At 71.6% G+C, this 16,675-nt stretch carries 16 protein-coding genes; 10 read left to right on the top strand and 6 right to left on the bottom strand.

Going from position 1 to position 16,675, the window contains the following annotated elements:
* Positions 1 to 232 precede the first annotated feature (232 nt).
* The 3 genes from IEZ07_RS27375 (at position 233) to IEZ07_RS27365 (ending at position 3,685) form a co-directional block, all read left to right on the top strand.
* Positions 233 to 2,305, top strand: a complete 2,073-nt coding sequence (locus tag IEZ07_RS27375; RefSeq protein ID WP_191897393.1) for a prolyl oligopeptidase family serine peptidase — start codon at positions 233 to 235, stop codon at positions 2,303 to 2,305.
* Between the two features lie 113 nt (positions 2,306 to 2,418).
* The gene (locus IEZ07_RS27370) at positions 2,419 to 3,240 is read left to right on the top strand and encodes an AraC family transcriptional regulator (RefSeq protein ID WP_191897392.1); all 822 of its coding nucleotides are present in this window, start codon (positions 2,419 to 2,421) and stop codon (positions 3,238 to 3,240) included.
* Positions 3,241 to 3,337: 97 nt separating this feature from the next.
* Complete coding sequence (locus IEZ07_RS27365; RefSeq protein ID WP_191897391.1) at positions 3,338 to 3,685, top strand: VOC family protein; 348 nt, start codon at positions 3,338 to 3,340, stop codon at positions 3,683 to 3,685.
* 65 nt (positions 3,686 to 3,750) lie between these two features.
* Here the strand turns inward: IEZ07_RS27365 and purU are convergent, their stop codons facing one another.
* A complete protein-coding gene (gene purU / locus IEZ07_RS27360; protein ID WP_191897390.1) occupies positions 3,751 to 4,602 on the bottom strand; it encodes a formyltetrahydrofolate deformylase in 852 nt (283 codons plus the stop codon).
* A gap of 336 nt (positions 4,603 to 4,938) precedes the next feature.
* Here purU and IEZ07_RS27355 point away from each other — a divergent pair, with 336 nt between their 5' ends.
* Genes IEZ07_RS27355 through IEZ07_RS27345 form a run of 3 tightly spaced genes read left to right on the top strand, consistent with a single transcriptional unit; the run spans position 4,939 to position 6,971 of the window.
* Positions 4,939 to 5,886, top strand: a complete 948-nt coding sequence (locus IEZ07_RS27355; protein WP_239320731.1) for an inorganic phosphate transporter — start codon at positions 4,939 to 4,941, stop codon at positions 5,884 to 5,886.
* On the top strand, positions 5,883 to 6,515 hold the full coding sequence (locus IEZ07_RS27350) for a DUF47 domain-containing protein (RefSeq protein ID WP_191897389.1): 633 nt from the start codon (positions 5,883 to 5,885) through the stop codon (positions 6,513 to 6,515). Before IEZ07_RS27355 ends, IEZ07_RS27350 begins: the two co-directional genes overlap by 4 nt.
* Positions 6,516 to 6,527: 12 nt before the next feature.
* Positions 6,528 to 6,971 (top strand): NUDIX hydrolase, encoded by a 444-nt coding sequence (locus IEZ07_RS27345; RefSeq protein ID WP_275413866.1) that lies wholly within the window; start codon positions 6,528 to 6,530, stop codon positions 6,969 to 6,971.
* A 20-nt stretch (positions 6,972 to 6,991) separates the two neighbouring features.
* Here IEZ07_RS27345 and IEZ07_RS27340 read toward each other — a convergent pair whose 3' ends face one another.
* From IEZ07_RS27340 to IEZ07_RS27325, 4 genes are all read right to left on the bottom strand, one after another.
* Positions 6,992 to 8,140, bottom strand: coding sequence for an FAD-dependent monooxygenase (locus IEZ07_RS27340; protein ID WP_191897387.1), 1,149 nt, complete (start codon positions 8,138 to 8,140; stop codon positions 6,992 to 6,994).
* Positions 8,137 to 8,754 carry a TetR/AcrR family transcriptional regulator gene (locus IEZ07_RS27335; protein ID WP_191897386.1) on the bottom strand — a complete coding sequence of 206 codons (618 nt, stop codon included), beginning with the start codon at positions 8,752 to 8,754 and terminating at the stop codon, positions 8,137 to 8,139. Before IEZ07_RS27335 ends, IEZ07_RS27340 begins: the two co-directional genes overlap by 4 nt.
* A 765-nt stretch (positions 8,755 to 9,519) precedes the next feature.
* On the bottom strand, positions 9,520 to 10,011 hold the full coding sequence (locus IEZ07_RS27330) for a GNAT family N-acetyltransferase (protein WP_068903628.1): 492 nt from the start codon (positions 10,009 to 10,011) through the stop codon (positions 9,520 to 9,522).
* Positions 10,008 to 11,570: an NsdA family TPR-like regulatory protein gene (locus IEZ07_RS27325; RefSeq protein ID WP_191897385.1), complete on the bottom strand. Its 1,563-nt coding sequence runs from the start codon at positions 11,568 to 11,570 to the stop codon at positions 10,008 to 10,010. The genes IEZ07_RS27330 and IEZ07_RS27325 overlap by 4 nt, the downstream gene beginning before the upstream one ends.
* A 377-nt stretch (positions 11,571 to 11,947) precedes the next feature.
* Between IEZ07_RS27325 and IEZ07_RS27320 the strand changes: the two genes are divergently transcribed.
* The 4 genes from IEZ07_RS27320 to IEZ07_RS27305 all read left to right on the top strand — a co-directional run bounded on the left by IEZ07_RS27320 (position 11,948) and on the right by IEZ07_RS27305 (position 15,712).
* Positions 11,948 to 12,196 carry a hypothetical protein gene (locus IEZ07_RS27320; RefSeq protein WP_231647630.1) on the top strand — a complete coding sequence of 83 codons (249 nt, stop codon included), beginning with the start codon at positions 11,948 to 11,950 and terminating at the stop codon, positions 12,194 to 12,196.
* 386 nt (positions 12,197 to 12,582) lie between these two features.
* On the top strand, positions 12,583 to 13,614 hold the full coding sequence (locus tag IEZ07_RS27315; RefSeq protein ID WP_301549355.1) for a mechanosensitive ion channel family protein: 1,032 nt from the start codon (positions 12,583 to 12,585) through the stop codon (positions 13,612 to 13,614).
* 124 nt (positions 13,615 to 13,738) lie between these two features.
* Positions 13,739 to 14,137 (top strand): globin, encoded by a 399-nt coding sequence (locus IEZ07_RS27310; protein WP_191897384.1) that lies wholly within the window; start codon positions 13,739 to 13,741, stop codon positions 14,135 to 14,137.
* A gap of 45 nt (positions 14,138 to 14,182) precedes the next feature.
* On the top strand, positions 14,183 to 15,712 hold the full coding sequence (locus IEZ07_RS27305; RefSeq protein ID WP_191897383.1) for a glycoside hydrolase family 13 protein: 1,530 nt from the start codon (positions 14,183 to 14,185) through the stop codon (positions 15,710 to 15,712).
* Between the two features lie 102 nt (positions 15,713 to 15,814).
* Here the strand turns inward: IEZ07_RS27305 and IEZ07_RS27300 are convergent, their stop codons facing one another.
* Positions 15,815 to 16,636, bottom strand: a complete 822-nt coding sequence (locus tag IEZ07_RS27300) for an arylamine N-acetyltransferase family protein (protein ID WP_204054627.1) — start codon at positions 16,634 to 16,636, stop codon at positions 15,815 to 15,817.
* Between the last annotated feature and the right edge of the window lie 39 nt (positions 16,637 to 16,675).

Genomic DNA, 16,675 nt, shown 5'->3' with positions numbered 1-16,675 from the left:
GCGCTTCCGTCACGAGGACCTCCGCCGGACGGCCCAGCGGATGGTCACCACGGCACCGTCCTGGACCAAGTTTGACTTCTGGACCGGTGTGCCCGCCACTCATAAACGACTGGAGGGACTCCTGGTGCTTTTATGCCCCCATTACCTGTTCTTCACTCCTCCGAAGCTCGTTCGGTACGCCTGGCGCGCAAGCGGTGTCCCGTTGTCCGCCGGAGGTCGTAGGGTTCCAGCCATGACGCGACAGCCGTACCCGCCCGCCCGCCGTGACGACGTCGTCGAGGACCTGCACGGCACCCCCGTCCCCGACCCCTACCGCTGGCTGGAGGACCCCGACGAGCCGGCCACCGCCGCGTGGCTGGCCGACCAGGAGAGGCTCTTCACCGCCGAGATGGGGGAGCTCCCGGGGCGGGAGCGGTTCAAGGCCCGGGTCGCCGAGCTGCTGAGGTCCGGTTCGGTGGGCGCCCCGGTCTGGCGGGGCGAGCGGCACTTCTTCATGCGCCGCACCCCGGAGCAGGAGCACTCCGTGCTGTACACCGCGGACTCCTCCGGCGCCGAGCGGGCGCTGCTCGACCCGATGGCGCTGGACCCGACCGGGCTGACCACGCTGGACGCCTGGCAGCCCGACAAGGAGGGCCGCCTGCTCGCCTACCAGATCTCGGTGGGCGGCGACGAGGAGTCCAGCCTCTATCTCATGGATGTCGCGACCGGGACCCGCATCGAGGGTCCGATCGACCGGTGCCGCTACTCCCCCATCGCCTGGCTGCCCGGCGGCGAGGCGTTCTACTACGTGCGCAGGCTGCCCGCCACGGAGGTCCCCGCAGGCGAGGAGCAGTACCACCGCCGCGTCTACCTGCACCGGGTCGGCACCTCCACCGAGGAGGACGTGCTGATCTTCGGGCACGGCATGGAGAAGACCAACTACTACGGCGTCGGGGTGTCGCGCGACGGCCGGTGGCTGCAGATCTCCGCCTCCCGGGGCACCGCTCCCCGCAACGACCTGTGGACCGCCGACCTGGAGGCCTCCTCCTCCGAGGCTCCGGAGCTCGTCGTCGTCCAGGAGGGCGTCGACGCCCAGACCGGCCTGCACTTCGGCCGCGACGGCCTGCTCTACGTCTTCACCGACCGCGACGCCCCCCGCGGGCGGATCTGCGTCACCGACCCCACAACGCCGCAGGCCGAGCACTGGCGCGACCTGATCCCGCAGGACCCCGAGGCCGTGCTCTCGGACTTCGCGATCCTCGACGACCTCGACCGGCCGGTCATGCTGGCCGGCTGGACCCGCCACGCGATCAGTGAGATCTCCGTGCACGACCTGGCCACCGGTGAGCGGACCGGCGAGGTGCCCACCCCCGGGCTGGGCACGATCGGCGGCATCAGCGAGCGGCCGGAGGGCGGCCACGAGGCCTGGTTCGGCTACACCGACAACACCACGCCGCCCACCGTCCAGCGCTACGACGCCCGCACCGGTGAGACCTCCCTCTGGGCCGCCTCCCCCGGCGCCGTCGAGGTGCCCGCGGTCACCACCGAGCAGGTCGTCTACCGCTCGGCCGACGGCACCGAGGTCCACATGCTGGTGATCTCCCCGCCCGGCGCCGAGGGCCCTCGCCCCACGATCCTGTACGGCTACGGCGGCTTCGGCATCTCGATGACCCCGGGTTACTCGGCCTCGATCCTGACCTGGGTGGAGGCGGGCGGCACCTACGCCATCGCCCAGCTGCGCGGCGGAGGCGAGCAGGGGGAGGACTGGCACCGCGCCGGGATGCTCGCCGGCAAGCAGAACGTCTTCGACGACCTGCACGCGGCGGCCGAGCACCTGATCGCCGGCGGCGTCACGACCCCCGACCGGCTGGCCATCTCCGGCGGCTCCAACGGCGGCCTCCTGGTCGGCGCGGCCCTCACCCAGCGTCCCGACCTCTACGCCGCGGTGGCCTGCTCGGCCCCGCTGCTCGACATGGTCCGCTACGAGCTCTTCGGCCTCGGCGCGACCTGGAACGTGGAGTACGGCTCGGCCGAGAAGCCCGACGAGTTCGCCTGGCTCTGGTCCTACTCCCCGTACCACCGGGTCCGCGAGGGCGTCTCCTACCCGGCGACGCTGTTCACCGTCTTCCAGTCCGACACCCGGGTCCACCCGCTGCACGCCTGGAAGATGTGCGCGGCCCTCCAGCACGCCCAGGCGGCCGACCGGCCGGTCCTGCTGCGCAACGAGGCCGAGACCGGTCACGGCGCCCGCGCGGTCAGCAAGACCGTCGACCTCGCCGCCGACCAGCTCACCTTCCTGGCCCACCACACCGGCCTGACCGCCTGAGGGCTCCCCGCCCGTCCCGGCCGTCCGGAGCCGATTCCCCGCCCGCCGGGACGGGCGGGGACCGCCCTCGGTTCCGGCGGGAAACCGTCGGCACCGGCGGTTACCGTCGAGGGGTGGAAGAAGTCGTGACGACCGGCGGCCTGACCTACGCCGCAGCCGAGCCGAGCCCCGCCCTGCAGCCGTACGTCAGGCAGCTTTCGGCCTACTCCGAGCGCTACGACACCCCCCTCGAGCGTCGGCAGCCGCCGTTCGCCGGCATCGTGCTGATCTTCGGCTTCGGCGCACCGCTCGGCCTGGACGGTCCCGGCGGGGCCCGGAGGCTGGCGTCCTTCACCGGCGGCCTCCACGAGACCTACGTCGACACCGTCACGACCGGTGCGGCGGAGGGCGTGCAGGTCGACCTGACCCCGGCGGGAGCGCGGCGGCTGCTGGGGATCCCGCTGAGCGAGCTGGCCAACCGGGTGATCCCGCTGGAGGAGGCGCTCGGTCCGTGGGCGGGCACCGCGGTGGAGCGGCTGGCCGGAGCAGGTGACCGGCACGCCCGCCTGGCGCTCCTGGACGGACTGCTCGTCCGGCGGATCCATACGGCCCCCGACCCGGACCCCCGGGTCGGCTGGGCGTGGAGCCGGCTCGTGGCCACCGGCGGCGCGGCGGGCGTCGCGGCACTGGCCCGCGAGCTCGGCTGGAGCCACCGGCACCTCGTCGCCCGCTTCCGCGACCAGATCGGCCTCACGCCCAAAGCCGCCGCCCGGGTGCTCCGCTTCGAGCACGCCCTGGACCGCCTGCGCGGCGGCGCCCGCCCCGCGGACACCGCCGCGGCCTGCGGTTACTACGACCAGGCGCACATGAACCGCGACTTCCGGACGATGGCCGGGGCCAGCCCCGGCGAGCTGGTCAGGTCCTGGACCGCGGGGCGGGCGATCGTCCCGGGCTGAGTTCCGCCTCCAGGTCAGATTCTTCCAAGCCCCGCGGCGTCCCCTCTCTGCACACTGGCAGGACCGCGCAGACGACCGCGGAGAAGGAGGAACGATCATGCGAACGGTATATCCACTGGTCCGCTACCGCGATCCGGCGGCGGCGATCGAGTGGCTCGGCAAAGCGTTCGGGTTCGAGGCGGGGGACGTCTCCACGGACGGCGACGGCACGATCACGCACGCCGAACTGACCGCCGGCACCGGAATGATCATGCTGGGTGCCGGGGAGCCCGGCGGCCAGGGGGTCTACGTGGCCGTCGAGGACCCGGACGCCCACCACGACCGCGCGGTGTCCGCCGGGGCGGAGATCACCTCCCCGCTGACCGACCGGCCCTACGGCTCGCGGGAGTACGCCTGCAAGGACCCCGAGGGCTGCCAGTGGTACTTCGGGACGTACCGGCCCTGACCTCACCCGGTGCCCGTCCTCCGCGGCGGGGCCCTCGGCCCGGAGTGCGGTCCGGCGCGACGGCCCTAGCGGGGGAAGACGATCGTCTTGTGGCCGTCGAGCAGCACGCGCTGCTCGGCGTGCCACTTGACCGCCCTGGCCAGCACGAGGCACTCCACGTCCCGGCCGATGGCGACCAGGTCCTCCGGGGAGTGGCTGTGGTTGACCCGGGCCACCTCCTGCTCGATGATCGGCCCCTCGTCCAGGTCCGACGTCACGTAGTGGGCGGTGGCCCCGATCAGTTTCACCCCGCGGGCGTGCGCCTGGTGGTACGGCTTGGCGCCCTTGAACGACGGCAGGAAGGAGTGGTGGATGTTGATCGCCCGCCCGGCCAGCTTCTCGCAGAGGTCCTGCGAGAGCACCTGCATGTAACGGGCGAGCACCACCAGATCCGCCTGGTAGTGCTCGACCAGCGTCAGAACCTCCGCCTCCTGCCTCGCCTTGGTCTCCGGGGCGACCGGCAGGTGGTGGTAGTCGACGCCGTGCGACTGGGTGAGCGGGCGCAGGTCGGGGTGGTTGGAGACGACCGCGACGATCTCGATGTCGAGCAGGCCGGAGCGGACCCGGTGCAGCAGGTCGTTCAGGCAGTGGTCGAACTTGCTGACCATGATGAGCACGCGCGGCCTGACCGCCGCGGCGCGCAGGTTGACCTCCATGCCGAACTCGGGTGCCAGCGCGGCCAGGGCGGCGCGCAGCTCGTCCTCGGGCACCGGCGCGGAGAACTGCACCCGCATGAAGAACCGCTCGCTGTCCCGGTCGCCGAACTGCTGGCTCTCGGTGATGTTGCACCCGTACCCGGCGAGCATCCCGGAGACGGCGGCGACGACCCCGGGGCGGTCCGGGCAGGACAGCGTCAGGACGTACTCGGCAGCACTCATGGCCTCCACCTTCGCGCGGGTCGGATCGTTCGGGCGCCCTGGGACCGGGTCCGGCCGGCGGCCGCGTTCTCCGCGTCCGGCCGGCACCGGTCCGTCCCGGCGGCCGCGGGAACGAGGTTACCCGGGTCCGCCGCCAAGGCGGGCCTCCCCGTCGCTCCGCGGCCGGGCCGGCGCCGGCCGTCCCGCATCCGGGTGCTATGTTCCGCGGCCTCCGGGTATCTATGTCCGGTGACGGATCACCCCCGAGGCACGGACGGAGACGACACCGACGCAGACACGCAGCCCGCGTACGGGACCCGCACGCGAGAAGCCGGAGGCCCAGACGGCTGACGTGGGGTGGGAACCGTGGACCTCGCCGCGCTGACGGCGCTCGCGGCGCTGTTCGCGATCGTCACGGGGGTCAACGACGGCGGCGCGCTGCTCGCGACCGGCCTCAAGATCCCCAGCATCCGGCCGGTGACCGGCGTGCTCATGATGATGACCGCGGTCGCGCTGGTCCCCCTGGTGACCCACCGGGTGGCGACCACCTTCGCCACCCGCCTGACGGTCGTGGGCGGCCCCGCCGGGCGGATCGTCATGTCCGTCGCGGTCCTGTCCGCGCTGGCCGTCGTCATGGTCCTGAGCAACCGGGGCCGGCCCACCAGCCTGACCCTCGCCATCGTCGGCGCCCTCACCGGGGCCGGTCTGGGCTGGGGAGTCCCGGTCTCCCCGCGGACGGTGCTGTTCGTCCTCGCCGTCGCGCTGGCGGCGCCCTTCGTCGGCGCGCTGCTGGCGGTCCCGGTGCGCCGCGCGCTGTCGCGACTGGGGCACACCCGGCTGCTGCGGCGGTGGCACCGGGCCGGGTTCACCCTGCAGTGCCTGGCGTACGCGGCCAACGACGGCCAGAAGATGCTGGCCGTCTTCATGCTGGCCCAGGGCTTCTCGGAAGCGCATCTGCCCACCTGCGTCGCGATGGCCGGGATGTTCGGGGCCGGCTCCGTGTACGGCCTGCCGCGGGCCGGCCGTACGCTCAGCCGGGAGATCATCGCCTCGCGGCCGCTGCACGGGGTGACCGCCGAGCTGGCCAGCGGCACCGCGGTGCTCGGCTGCGCCGCGCTCGGCGCGCCGGTGAGCATGACCCAGACCATCGCCGGCGCCCTGATCGGAGCCGGGATGACCGGGAGCGCCGGCCGGGTGCGCTGGCACGCCACACTGAAGATCGTTCTAGCCTGGATGCTGACGCTGCCGGTGAGCGGCCTGCTCGCCGCGGCGGCGGCGCTCATCGTCAGAGGGGTGGTCGCTTGAAACGGTTACGCCGCATCCGGGACCTGATGACCGGCCACATGGACAGCGCGCTCACCGACGCGCTGATCGGGCAGCTGGAGGCGACCAAGCAGGGGGCCTGGCTGGCCGTGTCCATGATCGGCGGTGACATCCGCAGGGCCCACGCGCACGAGGCGATGCGGGAGATCGAGCACCGGGGCGACACCGAGCGCGCTCGCCTGGTGGAGGAGCTCTCCGGCGCCCTGATCACCCCGATCGACCGGGAGGACATGTTCCGGCTGTCCCGCTCGATCGACGACGTCCTGGACTCCCTGCGGGACTTCGTCCGCGAGTCGCACCTCTACCGGGTGCGCGAGCAGCGGCGCTTCGCGCCCATGCTGGACCAGGTGATCACCGGGATCGAGGCCCTGGAGACCGCCGTCCACGACCTGGCGTCCCGGCCCTCGGCGGTCACCGGTGACGCGCTGGAGGTGAAGAAGGCCAGCGGCGCCCTCCAGCGCATGTACCAGTACGAGATCGCCCAGATCTTCTCCGGCGAGATAACCTCCGAGACCATGAAGGAGCGTGAGCTGGTACGCCGCCTGGAGGTCGTTGCGAGCGCCATCGGCGACGCCGCCGATGCCATCGCCGACGGCGCGATGAAGCGCTGAGCGATGGCGGAGGTGAGCGATCGGCCCGCGGCGCGGGTGATCTGCGTGGACGGGTCCGGCCGGGTGCTGCTGATGCACTGGCGCGACGCGGTGAGCGGGCAGGCCCTGTGGGAGCCGCCGGGCGGCGGGATCGATCCGGGTGAGACCCCGCTGGAGGCCGCCCGCAGGGAACTGGCGGAGGAGACCGGCCTGCCCGGTGCGGCGGTGCTGGACAGGTGGCTGCCGGTGCGCCGGGACTTCACCTGGCTCGGCGTCCGCTACGTCAAGACCGAGCGGTTCTACCTGGCCAGGTTCGACCGCGCCCCGCAGGTGCGTCCCGGCCGGCTCACCGCGGAGGAGGACGCCGCCCATCTCGGGTCGGGCTGGTTCCTCCTCGAGGAGATGCCCGGCCTGCCGGACGCGGTGGACCCACCCGGCCTACCGGAGATCGTCTCCCGGCTCACGCTGCTGGGATGACCCGGCCCGGACGCCGGCGCTCAGACGCCGGCGCTCAGCCGCCTGAAAGCGCGGCCCATGACGGCGGTGCCGCCGGGCAGGTCCGCGAGGCCGAACAGGCGGTTGCGCAGTGTTATCCGCCAGGCCTGGTGCGGGACCATCCAGCGGGCGGCCCCGCGGCCGCTTCTCTGCTTGCCCAGGACGAACGGGCGCATCCGGCGCTCGTAGCGCTCCAGCGCCGCCTCGACGCCGGCGCCGAGCAACTCGGTGGAGAGCAGGTGCGCCCCCGCCATCGCCATCGACGACCCCTGGCCCGCCATGAGCGAGACCGCGTGGGCGGCGTCGCCGAGCAGGGTGACCCGCCCCCGGGTCCAGCCGGGCATCCCGATCTGGGCAACCTGGTCGTAGTAGGGATCCTCCGGGCAGTGCGCCAGCACCCGGTCCACCAGGCCGCCCATCCCCCGGTAGCGGGACGTGATCTCCGCCCGGGTGTCGGCGGGCAGGGCCGTCCCCGGTGAGGCGTGGACCAGCCACGCGGCGAGGTCTCCGTCCCGCGTCGGGTAGATCCCCGCCTGCCGGTCCGGCACGCCCACCAGGAGGGCCCTCCTGCCCACCTCCTCCGCCAGTTCGGCGTCCCGGACCAGGTAGGAGGCCGTGTGGTAGCCGAGCAGGCGCAGGTAGCGCTCCTCCGGACCGAAGACCAGCCGCCGGACCACGGAGTGCAGGCCGTCGGCGCCCACCAGGAGGTCGGCGCGGTGGACGCTCCCGTCGGTCAGCTCGACGTCCACTCCGCCGGGGACGTCCCGGATCGCGGTGACGCTGGTGCCGTACCGGATCTCGGCGCCGGGGTCCAGCGACGACCGCAGGATCCTCTCCAGCTCGCCGCGCATGATGCTCAGCACGCGCCCGCCGGCCATCGCCCTGGCGGAGTCGTAGCTCAGGCCGCCGGCCCGCCTGCCGTGCCCGTCGAGGTAGACGATCTCGGTGATGTCGGCGGAGACTCCGTGCAGTTCGGCGAGGATGCCCATCCGCTCGGCCACGTCGTAACCGGCCCCGAAGAAATCGATCATGTAGCCGTCGTCGCGCGGCCCTGCCGACCGCTCGACGAGCGTCACCTCGGCTCCGGCCCGCCGCAACCACCATCCCAGGGTGAGCCCGGCGATTCCCGCGCCGCAGATCAGGACCCTCATGACGTCTCCTCTCCATTGCCGAACAGACCGTCCCGGTAGACGCTCAGCACCTCCTCCGCCCACCTGCTCGCCCCCTCGGGAGCGAGCGGGTCGACGCCGAGGACGTCGGCGAGCTGGTCGCGCAGGAGCAGCAGCACCAGGTCGTTGACCATGAGGAAGGCCGTACGGACCTCCGGGTCCCGGCCCGGGGCGAGGACCCCGCGCTCGACGAGCTTCCCGGTCATCGCCCTGCTGGCCGCGAACCACCGGCGGAACACGGCGGTCCCGGCGGGATCGCCGGACAGCAGCAGCCGGCGCAGGTAGGCGGGGACCGGCGAATCGGGCGGAAGCTCGGCCAGGAGCACCTCCGCCATGGACGCTCCGTCGGACAGGTCGAGCTCACCCCTTGCCGCTCCGGCGAACAGGCCGTCGAACACCGACGCCACGTGGTCGTCCACCGCGGCGCGGAGCCCGTCCTTCGAACCGAAGTGATGGATGACGAGGCCGGGTGAGACCTCCGCCGCCGAGGCGATCTGGCGGACCGTCACCGAAGCGGGCCCCTGCGCCGCGAACAGCTCCAGTGCCCGGTCCCGGATGACGGCCCTGGCGGTACGATCGTCTCGTGCTGAACGCATGTTTAATAAACTAAACGATCGTTCAGCACAAAGCAAGAGCCGCCCCCGTCACGAGTGATGACTCCGCGAGGAGTCGCCCCCCTCGCAGCTCGACCGTCACGGCACGAACCGGGCGACGGGAGGAAAGATCCTCAACCAGGAGGTAGAGGACCACCCCGACGGGAGAGGATCCTCCACCCGGGGCGGTACGGCCGCAGGTCCATCCCGCAGTCGACCGGGGAGGCATTCCCTTCCGGAGGGGGAGGACGACTCCCCCGGGAGTGGTTCTCTCCACCCCTCCGGGGAGCGCTCCTCTTCACCGCCGGCAGGACTCCCCCTTCATCTCGGACAGGAGTCCGGCTCCCACGCGACCCGGTTCCAGGGCTCGTCGACGACCCGGACCCCGGCATGCGGATCACCGGTGCATCCGGGTGGTCTCATCGGAAGGGGAGCGGAGGGGCTGGCCTTCCGGCACGGGACGGGCGGCGGGAGACCCGGCCACGTGACGGCCACCGACGGGAGACGCGGCCATGCGACGGCCACCGGCGCCCGCCCGGCAGGAGGTGGGACACCCGGGCGGGCGCCGGGGCGTTCCGGCCGGTGCAGGCGCCCTTCTCAGCCCACGTGCGCAGCGCTCGCGGCACCGCTCAGTCGGGCGACGCCGGGCTTGTGCACGATGATCCTTTTCATCGCACCCCCCAAAAAATCGACATGGGTACGAAGAGTAAGTATTCCGGCATCCCCTGGAATCGCAATGACGAAAAACGGATCAGTACAGCATTGGCATTATTTAGGCAGGACGGACATCGTGTCTTTCAGATCTTTTTCCCAATACAGCACGACGTATCCCCCGCGCTCCTCCCTGCGGATCTCACGCCAGCCGTACTTGCGATAGAGCCCGATCGCAGCATGCTGGTTCAGCGTGGTGTCGCAGAGGAGCCGGACATAGCCCAGCTCGACCGCCCGGGCCTCCAGGGAGAGGACCACTTGGGCGCCGTATCCCCGCCGCTGGAACTCCGGATGCACCCGTAACCGGCACATCTCGGCCGTTTCGTCGTCGATCCGGCGCAGCCCGCCCATCGCCGCCACGCGGCCGCCGATCTCCCCCACCAGGAACTCCCCCCGGTCGGCGAGGTAGACCTCGTTGATCCGCGGGAAGTCGTCGTCGTACCAGACGCCGTCTCCGGGGGCGAGGCCGACCTGCGCGAGGCAGATCTGGTGCAGCGCGCAGACGGCCTCGAGGTCGGACCAGCGGTAGCGCCTGATCCTGAGGCTCATGCAGTCGGCACTTCGAGCTCGGTCACCGAGGCGGTGCGCAGCGCCTCCAGATATGACTTGAGGCGGGGATGGCCGGGGGCCTTGGCCTCGACCGCCCTCGCCACCTCCTGCGCACGCTGCATGAGGATGTCCGGCCTGCACCCGTCGCCCAGGCCTTCGATCGTCGCCTGGGCGATCGTGAGCGCCTCCTCGACGTCGCCCTCCATCAGCTTGCACCTGGCCCGGTCAAGCCTGATCAATGTGGGATCGAGCCAGTCGGAGGGGCCGTACTTGGTGAGCGCCTGCTCGAGGATGAGGTCGGCCTCCATCGCCTGGCCCAGCCTGACCAGGGCGTCCCCCTGGTGGAAGTAGAGCTGGCGCTCGGTGTAGCCGAAGGCCGCGTCCTCCTTCTGGTCGGCGGTCATCTGGGAGAACGCCGCCCGGGCCCGGGACAGCGCCCGCTTGGCCTGGTCGACCACGTCCTTCTTGCCCGAACCCGAGAGCATCGCCAGCGCCCGGGCCTCGACCACCGGCGCCATTGCCTGGGCCGCGCACGGGGTCTGGCCGGCCAGGTCGCCGCTCTTCTTGGCGAGGTTGAGCGCCTCGCGCGGGTCGCCGTAGTAGAGCGGGACCAGCGCCTCCCGGGCCGTGACCCAGGCCCGCAGCGCGCGGTCCCCGGTCTCGTCCGCCGCCATCCTGCCGGTCCTGAAGAAGGACCGGGCCATCCGGTGGTCGCCCAGATTGATCATGATCATGCCGCTGAGGCCGGACAGCTGCGCCGCCATCCGGCAGAGCCGTTCCTGCAGGTCCACGGGCTGTCGGCGCTCCATCGCCTTGCGCACGGCGCTGAACTCCAGCAGCACGTCGCACAGCAGGCGGAGCGGCGGCGTGTTCATGTACTGCCGGCCGAAGCCGACGGCGGCCTCCTCCCACTGATCGAGCATCGCCGGGGAGACCGTGGCCGACACCAGGGTGCCGTCCATCCTCCTGCGTATGTTGTCCACCGATCCGAGCACCTGGCCGTCCAATGCGACACTGCCGCCGGCCAGAAGGCCCAGAAGCGTTCTCCGTAGCACGTTCTCGTCCTCCTCGCCCCCGTCCACCGAAGGGTCACTGTCGACCTGAGGTGGGATCCACCGCTCGCGCGGCCCAGGGGAAGCTTCGGGTTTCTCATCCTGGAGATCGCCTCGGACGACACCGGGCATCTTGTGGCCGTGGCCGCAGATGCACGGGCCCTCGTATCCAAGGGCGACCGGTTCTACCCGGTAGACGGTGCACAGATAGTGGAGGTATTCGGGACCGGGCCGCTTCAGCCCGCTCTCGTAGGCCGAGAGAAGCGTCTCCCCGATGCCGGGCGCCGGCTTCCCGTCGCGCTCGAACAGCGCCCTGACCTGCTCGATCACGTCGGCGAGCGCGATGCCGTGCGCGAGACGATGACCCTTGATCCGAGTGGTCCCGAACTGCGGACCGCACTTCTCGTGGATCTCCTCGGCTATCTGCGCCGAGCCTCGTCCCGCGGCCAGACCCCGAGCTCGGATCCGCCGCGCCAGCTCTGTCTCTCTGTGCTGCCTGCCGGACATACCGGCCCCTCTCTCGTGACCAGCTGGGCGGGCTGGCACACTTACATGTCCTGACCGGTCCTCTCCTGCTGACTCAGTGTGACCATAGCGTCGCACTGCGCCTACTGAGAATGATGGACCACCTTTGACTCATCCGGAACCAGCGAATAGAGCCATCGGCTAAGGATCGTCTCCCCCCGGACTGCTTCTTTCAACCTACTTGGGAGAACGTCCACCCTGATCTCGGTTTTCGCGCCGTTGACCGCCGCGCCGGTGTGAGACATCTTTGGCCGACCAGCACTGATTCGCCTGATCACAAGAATGCGATTCGGTGCCGGCCGAACCCAAGGAGGAGGGACGAGGTGCAGGGAGACGACTTCGCACATCTGGAGCGATTGGTGTCAGAACTGGGCGCTCGGGGGCTGCACGCCCGCGTGGTGCGGAGCCAGACGGGTCGCGTGTTCGTCCGCGTGATCAACCCGAACGCGACCAGCCTGGCGGAGAACGTCACCTGCCGCGCCCAGGCCGCGCCCAGCCATCCCGACTGGTACTACTGGTGGTCCTGGGGCGAGCGGATGCACACGGCGGAGGACCCCGCCGGTGCCGCGACCAAGGTCGCACGCGTACTCGCCGCGGTGGGGGATTGACCACGGCGGCGGACCGGCACGGAGCGCAGCCGTACCGGTCCGCCGCGCCCACCGCGGCCCGGCCGGGCCGGCGGGGTGACCGGTGCGGAGCGTCCTCGGACGCTGGGCACCCCGCCGGCTTCGGAACACAGAGCCGCCGTCCGGGTCCTCCCGGACGGCGATCGGGGAGAGATCCCTCCCGCGTAGCGGTACGGGACACGCTTCCGGGTGCGTGCCCCGTCCGTGCCGTACGCCACCGGAGCGTCCGGATCCGCCCCCCGCGGCCCCGGACCGGACGCCCCCGTCTTCCCCGGCGTGATGTGACGGCGGCCGCTTCTGTCGGCAATATTGGGGACGTCGATGACTTCCCCATTGCCGACCGAACCGATCCGGGAGGGATCCTCTCCGTGTTCCTGCTGTCCCCCAGTCCTTCTCCCACCCAGCCGCCGACCCCGGACCCCTCATCGACACCCCCCGCGTCGGTCCTGGAACTCCCCCTGCAGATGACCGAAGGCCTGAGCAAGGCGTGCAAGAGCAGCGGCGAGGCCGACATAGTCTGCGACCTCGTGTCCTCCGTCCTGCCCGCGGCCTGGGCCCCCGTGGTCGGCGGCCTGATCGCCATCGCACTGATCATGGTGATCGCCTTCGTCCTGCGCAACGTCGCCCACCGCCTGATCACCCGGGTGGTGCGGCGCGCCTCCTCGGGCAACTCCTCGCTCGCCGGGCGGCTGCGGGGCCGGCAGACGGTGCAGCCGGAGGGTCTCGACGCGGTCGCCGCGGAGCGGCGCAGGCAGCGCTCGGAGACCATCGGCTCGGTGCTGCGCTCGGTCTCCTCGATCGTCATCATCGGCACCGCGATCCTGACCGTCCTGGAGCGGCTCTCCGTCCCGATCGCCCCCCTGCTGACCAGCGTCGGCATCATCGGCGTGGCCCTCGGTTTCGGTGCCCAGGAGCTCGTCAAGGACTTCATCGCGGGCATGTTCATGCTCCTGGAGGACCAGTACGGCGTGGGCGACGTGATCGACGCGGGTCCCGCGATCGGCACCGTGGAGGCCGTCACGCTGCGCATCACCCGCCTGCGCGACGCCGACGGCCGCGTCTGGTACGTCCGCAACGGCACCATCACCCGGGTCGGGAACGAGTCCCAGGGCTGGTCCCGCGCGACCGTCGACGTCCCGGTCGCCTACAGCGCCGAGGTGCCCGCCGTCCGCGAGATCCTCTCCCAGGTGGCCGGGGAGATGTGGGAGGACCCCGCCTTCCGCGACTCCGTCATCGTCGAGGAGCCGCAGGTCTGGGGGATCGAGCAGATCTCCGACACCGCCGTGGTCTTCCGGATCAGCGCCAAGACGATCCCGTCCCGCCAGGCGGAGGTCGCCCGGGAGATCCGCCTGCGGGTGAAGGCCGCCCTGGACCGGGCGTCCATCACGATCGCCGGCTGACCCGCGCGGCGGGGCGGGCCCGCCCGCACCGGTCGCTCCGTCCGCGGCGAGCGGGGAAGCATCCCGCCGCGCAGACCCGCTCGCGGCGGGCGATGCCCGCCGGATGACCCCTTAGGCTGAAACCGTGTCAGGTACCACCGAGGAATCCCAGTCGTTCTACGACGCCGTCGGCGGTGAGGAGACCTTCCGCCGTCTCGTCCGCCGCTTCTACGAGGGGGTCGTGGACGACCCGCTGCTGTGGCCGATGTACCCCGCGGAGGACCTGGCGGGGGCCGAGGACCGGCTGAGCCTGTTCCTGATCCAGTACTGGGGCGGGCCGGGCACCTACAGCGAGCGGCGCGGCCATCCCCGGCTGAGGATGCGGCACAACCCGTTCGTGATCGGGAGCGCCGAGCGGGACGCGTGGCTGCGGCACATGCACGACGCCGTGCTCTCCCTGGAGCTCCCCGAGGAGCTGGAGAAGCGCCTGTGGGACTACCTCGTCTACGCGGCGCACAGCATGGTCAACGCACCCGACGCGTGACGCGCCCGACGCATAAAGGCCGCCGGGCCGGGGCAACCCCCACACATGGAAATCCCCTGGTGGCGTGATGCCGTCGTCTATGAGATCTACGTTCGCAGCTTCGCCGACGCCTCGGGAGACGGCGTCGGCGACCTGGCCGGCGTCCGGCAGCGCCTGCCGTACCTCGCCGAGCTCGGCGTGGACGCGATCTGGCTGACCCCCTTCTACCGCTCCCCCATGGCCGACGGCGGCTACGACGTGGCCGACTACAGGGACGTGGACCCGCTGTTCGGCACCCTGGACGACTTCGACGCGATGACGGCCGAGGCCCACCGGCTCGGCCTGCGGGTGCTCGTGGACATCGTGCCCAACCACAGCTCCTCGGAACATCCGTGGTTCCAGGCGGCGCTGCGCGGCGAGGGCCGCGACCGCTACGTCTTCCGGGACGGCGGGGAGCTGCCGCCCAACAACTGGCAGTCGACCTTCAGCGGCCCGGCCTGGACCCGGCTCCCCGACGGGCAGTGGTACCTGCACCTGTTCGACTCCGCCCAGCCGGACTTCAACTGGCGCAACCCCGAGGTGCACGCCGAGTTCCTCGACGTGCTGCGGTTCTGGCTGGACCGGGAGGTGGACGGGTTCAGGATCGACGTGGCGATGGGCCTGTACAAGGCCGAAGGACTGCCCGACACCCCGCCCGAGGGCCAGGCGTTCAAGTCCGAGTCGCCCATCTGGAGCCGCCCGGAGGTCCACGAGGTCTACCGGGAGTGGCGCAAGGTGCTCGACTCCTACGGGGGCGAGCGGATGGCAGTCGGGGAGGTGTGGACCGACTCCGCCGAGGACCTCGCGCTCTACGTCCGCCCGGACGAGCTGCACCAGAGCTTCAACTTCGCCTGGCTGCAGGCACCCTGGTCGGCCACGGCGTTCCGCAAGGTCATCGACGACACCCTGGCCACGGGGGAGGCGCACACCTGGGTGCTCTCCAACCACGACGTGGTCCGCCACGTCACCCGCTACGGCGAGGGGCTGCCCGCCTCGACCACCGGGCTCGCCCGGGGACGGGCCGCGCTCCTGGCCATGCTCGCCCTGCCCGGGTCGGCATATCTCTACCAGGGGGAGGAGCTCGGCCTCCCGGAGGTGACGGATCTTCCCCCCGGGGTCCGGCAGGATCCCATCTTCATCCGCTCGGAGGGCACGCTCCCCGGCCGGGACGGCTGCCGAGTCCCCCTCCCGTGGTCCGGTGTCGCCGAGCCGTACGGGTTCTCCCCCGAGGGTGTGGCGCCGTGGCTTCCCCAGCCGGCGGAGTGGGCCGCGCTGACGGCCGAGCGCCAGTCGAACGACCCCGGTTCGACGCTCGCCTTCTACCGGCAGGCGCTGCGGGCCCGGCGGTCGCTGCGCGGCACGCTCCCCGACCTGGTCACCTGGCTGGACTCCCCCGAGGACGCGCTCTTCTTCGCCCGCGGCCCGCTGACGTGCGTCGTCAACTGCGGTTCGGAGCCGGTGCCGCTCCCGCCGCACGACCGGGTCCTGATCGGCAGCGCCCCGGTGGAGGGCCACCTGCTCCTCCCGGACACGGCGGCCTGGCTGCACACGCCGTAGCACCCCGCTCCGCCCGGGGACGGGGCCCGCTTCCTCCGGCGCCCCGTCCCCGGCCTGACTGTGCGTGTCCTGGACGGCCGGGGCACCCCGTCCCCGGCCGGACTACGCCGTCTCCTGAGCGGCCAGGGCTCGGGCGGCCAGGATCTCCGCCTCATCGGCCTCCAGGCCGATGCCGAAGACCTCCTCCAGTACGGCGTGCAGCTTCCCCGGCTCCAGCCGCTCCCCGTCGAGTTCGAGGCCCTGCAGCCGGCGGCGGACGCCCGCGGCCGTCTGCTGGATGATCGGGTGCCTGACGAACGGCGAGGTGGGGACGGTGGAGGTGTAGTGGTTGGCGACCTCGAAGTCCGCCGGGTAGTGCGTCTCGGCGCGGAAGGAGTACAGCGCGATCCAGCCTTCGGGGCGCAGGCCGTGCAGCACCCACTCGTCGCCGTCCCTGCCGAGCCGCCAGTCCCAGCCGTCCACCGAGGAGAGCGCCCCGTCGGCGAGCGGCACGGGCTCCAGCAGTCCGTCTCCGCCGAATCCCACGTCGGCCAGATGGGTCGTGCCCTCGACCTCGACCAGGAGCATGGCGTGCGAGCGCGGGCGCCGCCGGTCCTCGCCCATCCTGACCCTGGCCAGCAGCCGGGTCACCGGGTAGCCGAGCCGTTCCAGCACCGCAGCGAAGAGCAGGTTCTGCTCGTAGCAGTAACCGCCCCGCCGGGAATCCACCAGTTTGCCCTGGAGGCTGTCGATGTCCAGCCGGACACCGCGGCCCAGGATCACGTCGAGGTTCTCGAACGGGATCACCGTCACGTGGGCGCGGTGCAACGCGCGCAGGGTCTCCGCGGTGGGGTCGAGCGGGCCCTGGTGGCCGATCCTCCGGAGGTAGGCGGTCAGGTCGACGCGTTCGACGCCCCACTCGGAGGCGAGAGTGTTCTCCTTCATGCCTTCCATCATGACCTTTCATGACATGCCGGAGATGTC

The organism is Planomonospora parontospora (assembly GCA_014647935.1).
GTDB classification, from domain to species: domain Bacteria; phylum Actinomycetota; class Actinomycetes; order Streptosporangiales; family Streptosporangiaceae; genus Planomonospora; species Planomonospora parontospora.
The sequence above is the reverse complement of the archived record's forward strand: the minus strand, read 5'-3'. Positions and strand labels throughout refer to the sequence as shown.

Excerpts from the sequence above, each read along its gene's own strand:
- IEZ07_RS27340 (WP_191897387.1), bottom strand. The coding sequence starts at position 8,140 with ATGAGGGTCCTGATCTGCGGCGCGGGAATCGCCGGGCTCACCCTGGGA.
- IEZ07_RS27365 (WP_191897391.1), top strand. The coding sequence starts at position 3,338 with ATGCGAACGGTATATCCACTGGTCCGCTACCGCGATCCGGCGGCGGCG.
- IEZ07_RS27305 (WP_191897383.1), top strand. The coding sequence starts at position 14,183 with ATGGAAATCCCCTGGTGGCGTGATGCCGTCGTCTATGAGATCTACGTT.
- IEZ07_RS27325 (WP_191897385.1), bottom strand. The coding sequence starts at position 11,570 with ATGTCCGGCAGGCAGCACAGAGAGACAGAGCTGGCGCGGCGGATCCGA.
- purU (WP_191897390.1), bottom strand. The coding sequence starts at position 4,602 with ATGAGTGCTGCCGAGTACGTCCTGACGCTGTCCTGCCCGGACCGCCCC.
- IEZ07_RS27300 (WP_204054627.1), bottom strand. The coding sequence starts at position 16,636 with ATGAAGGAGAACACTCTCGCCTCCGAGTGGGGCGTCGAACGCGTCGAC.
- IEZ07_RS27330 (WP_068903628.1), bottom strand. The coding sequence starts at position 10,011 with ATGAGCCTCAGGATCAGGCGCTACCGCTGGTCCGACCTCGAGGCCGTC.
- IEZ07_RS27375 (WP_191897393.1), top strand. The coding sequence starts at position 233 with ATGACGCGACAGCCGTACCCGCCCGCCCGCCGTGACGACGTCGTCGAG.
- IEZ07_RS27335 (WP_191897386.1), bottom strand. The coding sequence starts at position 8,754 with ATGCGTTCAGCACGAGACGATCGTACCGCCAGGGCCGTCATCCGGGAC.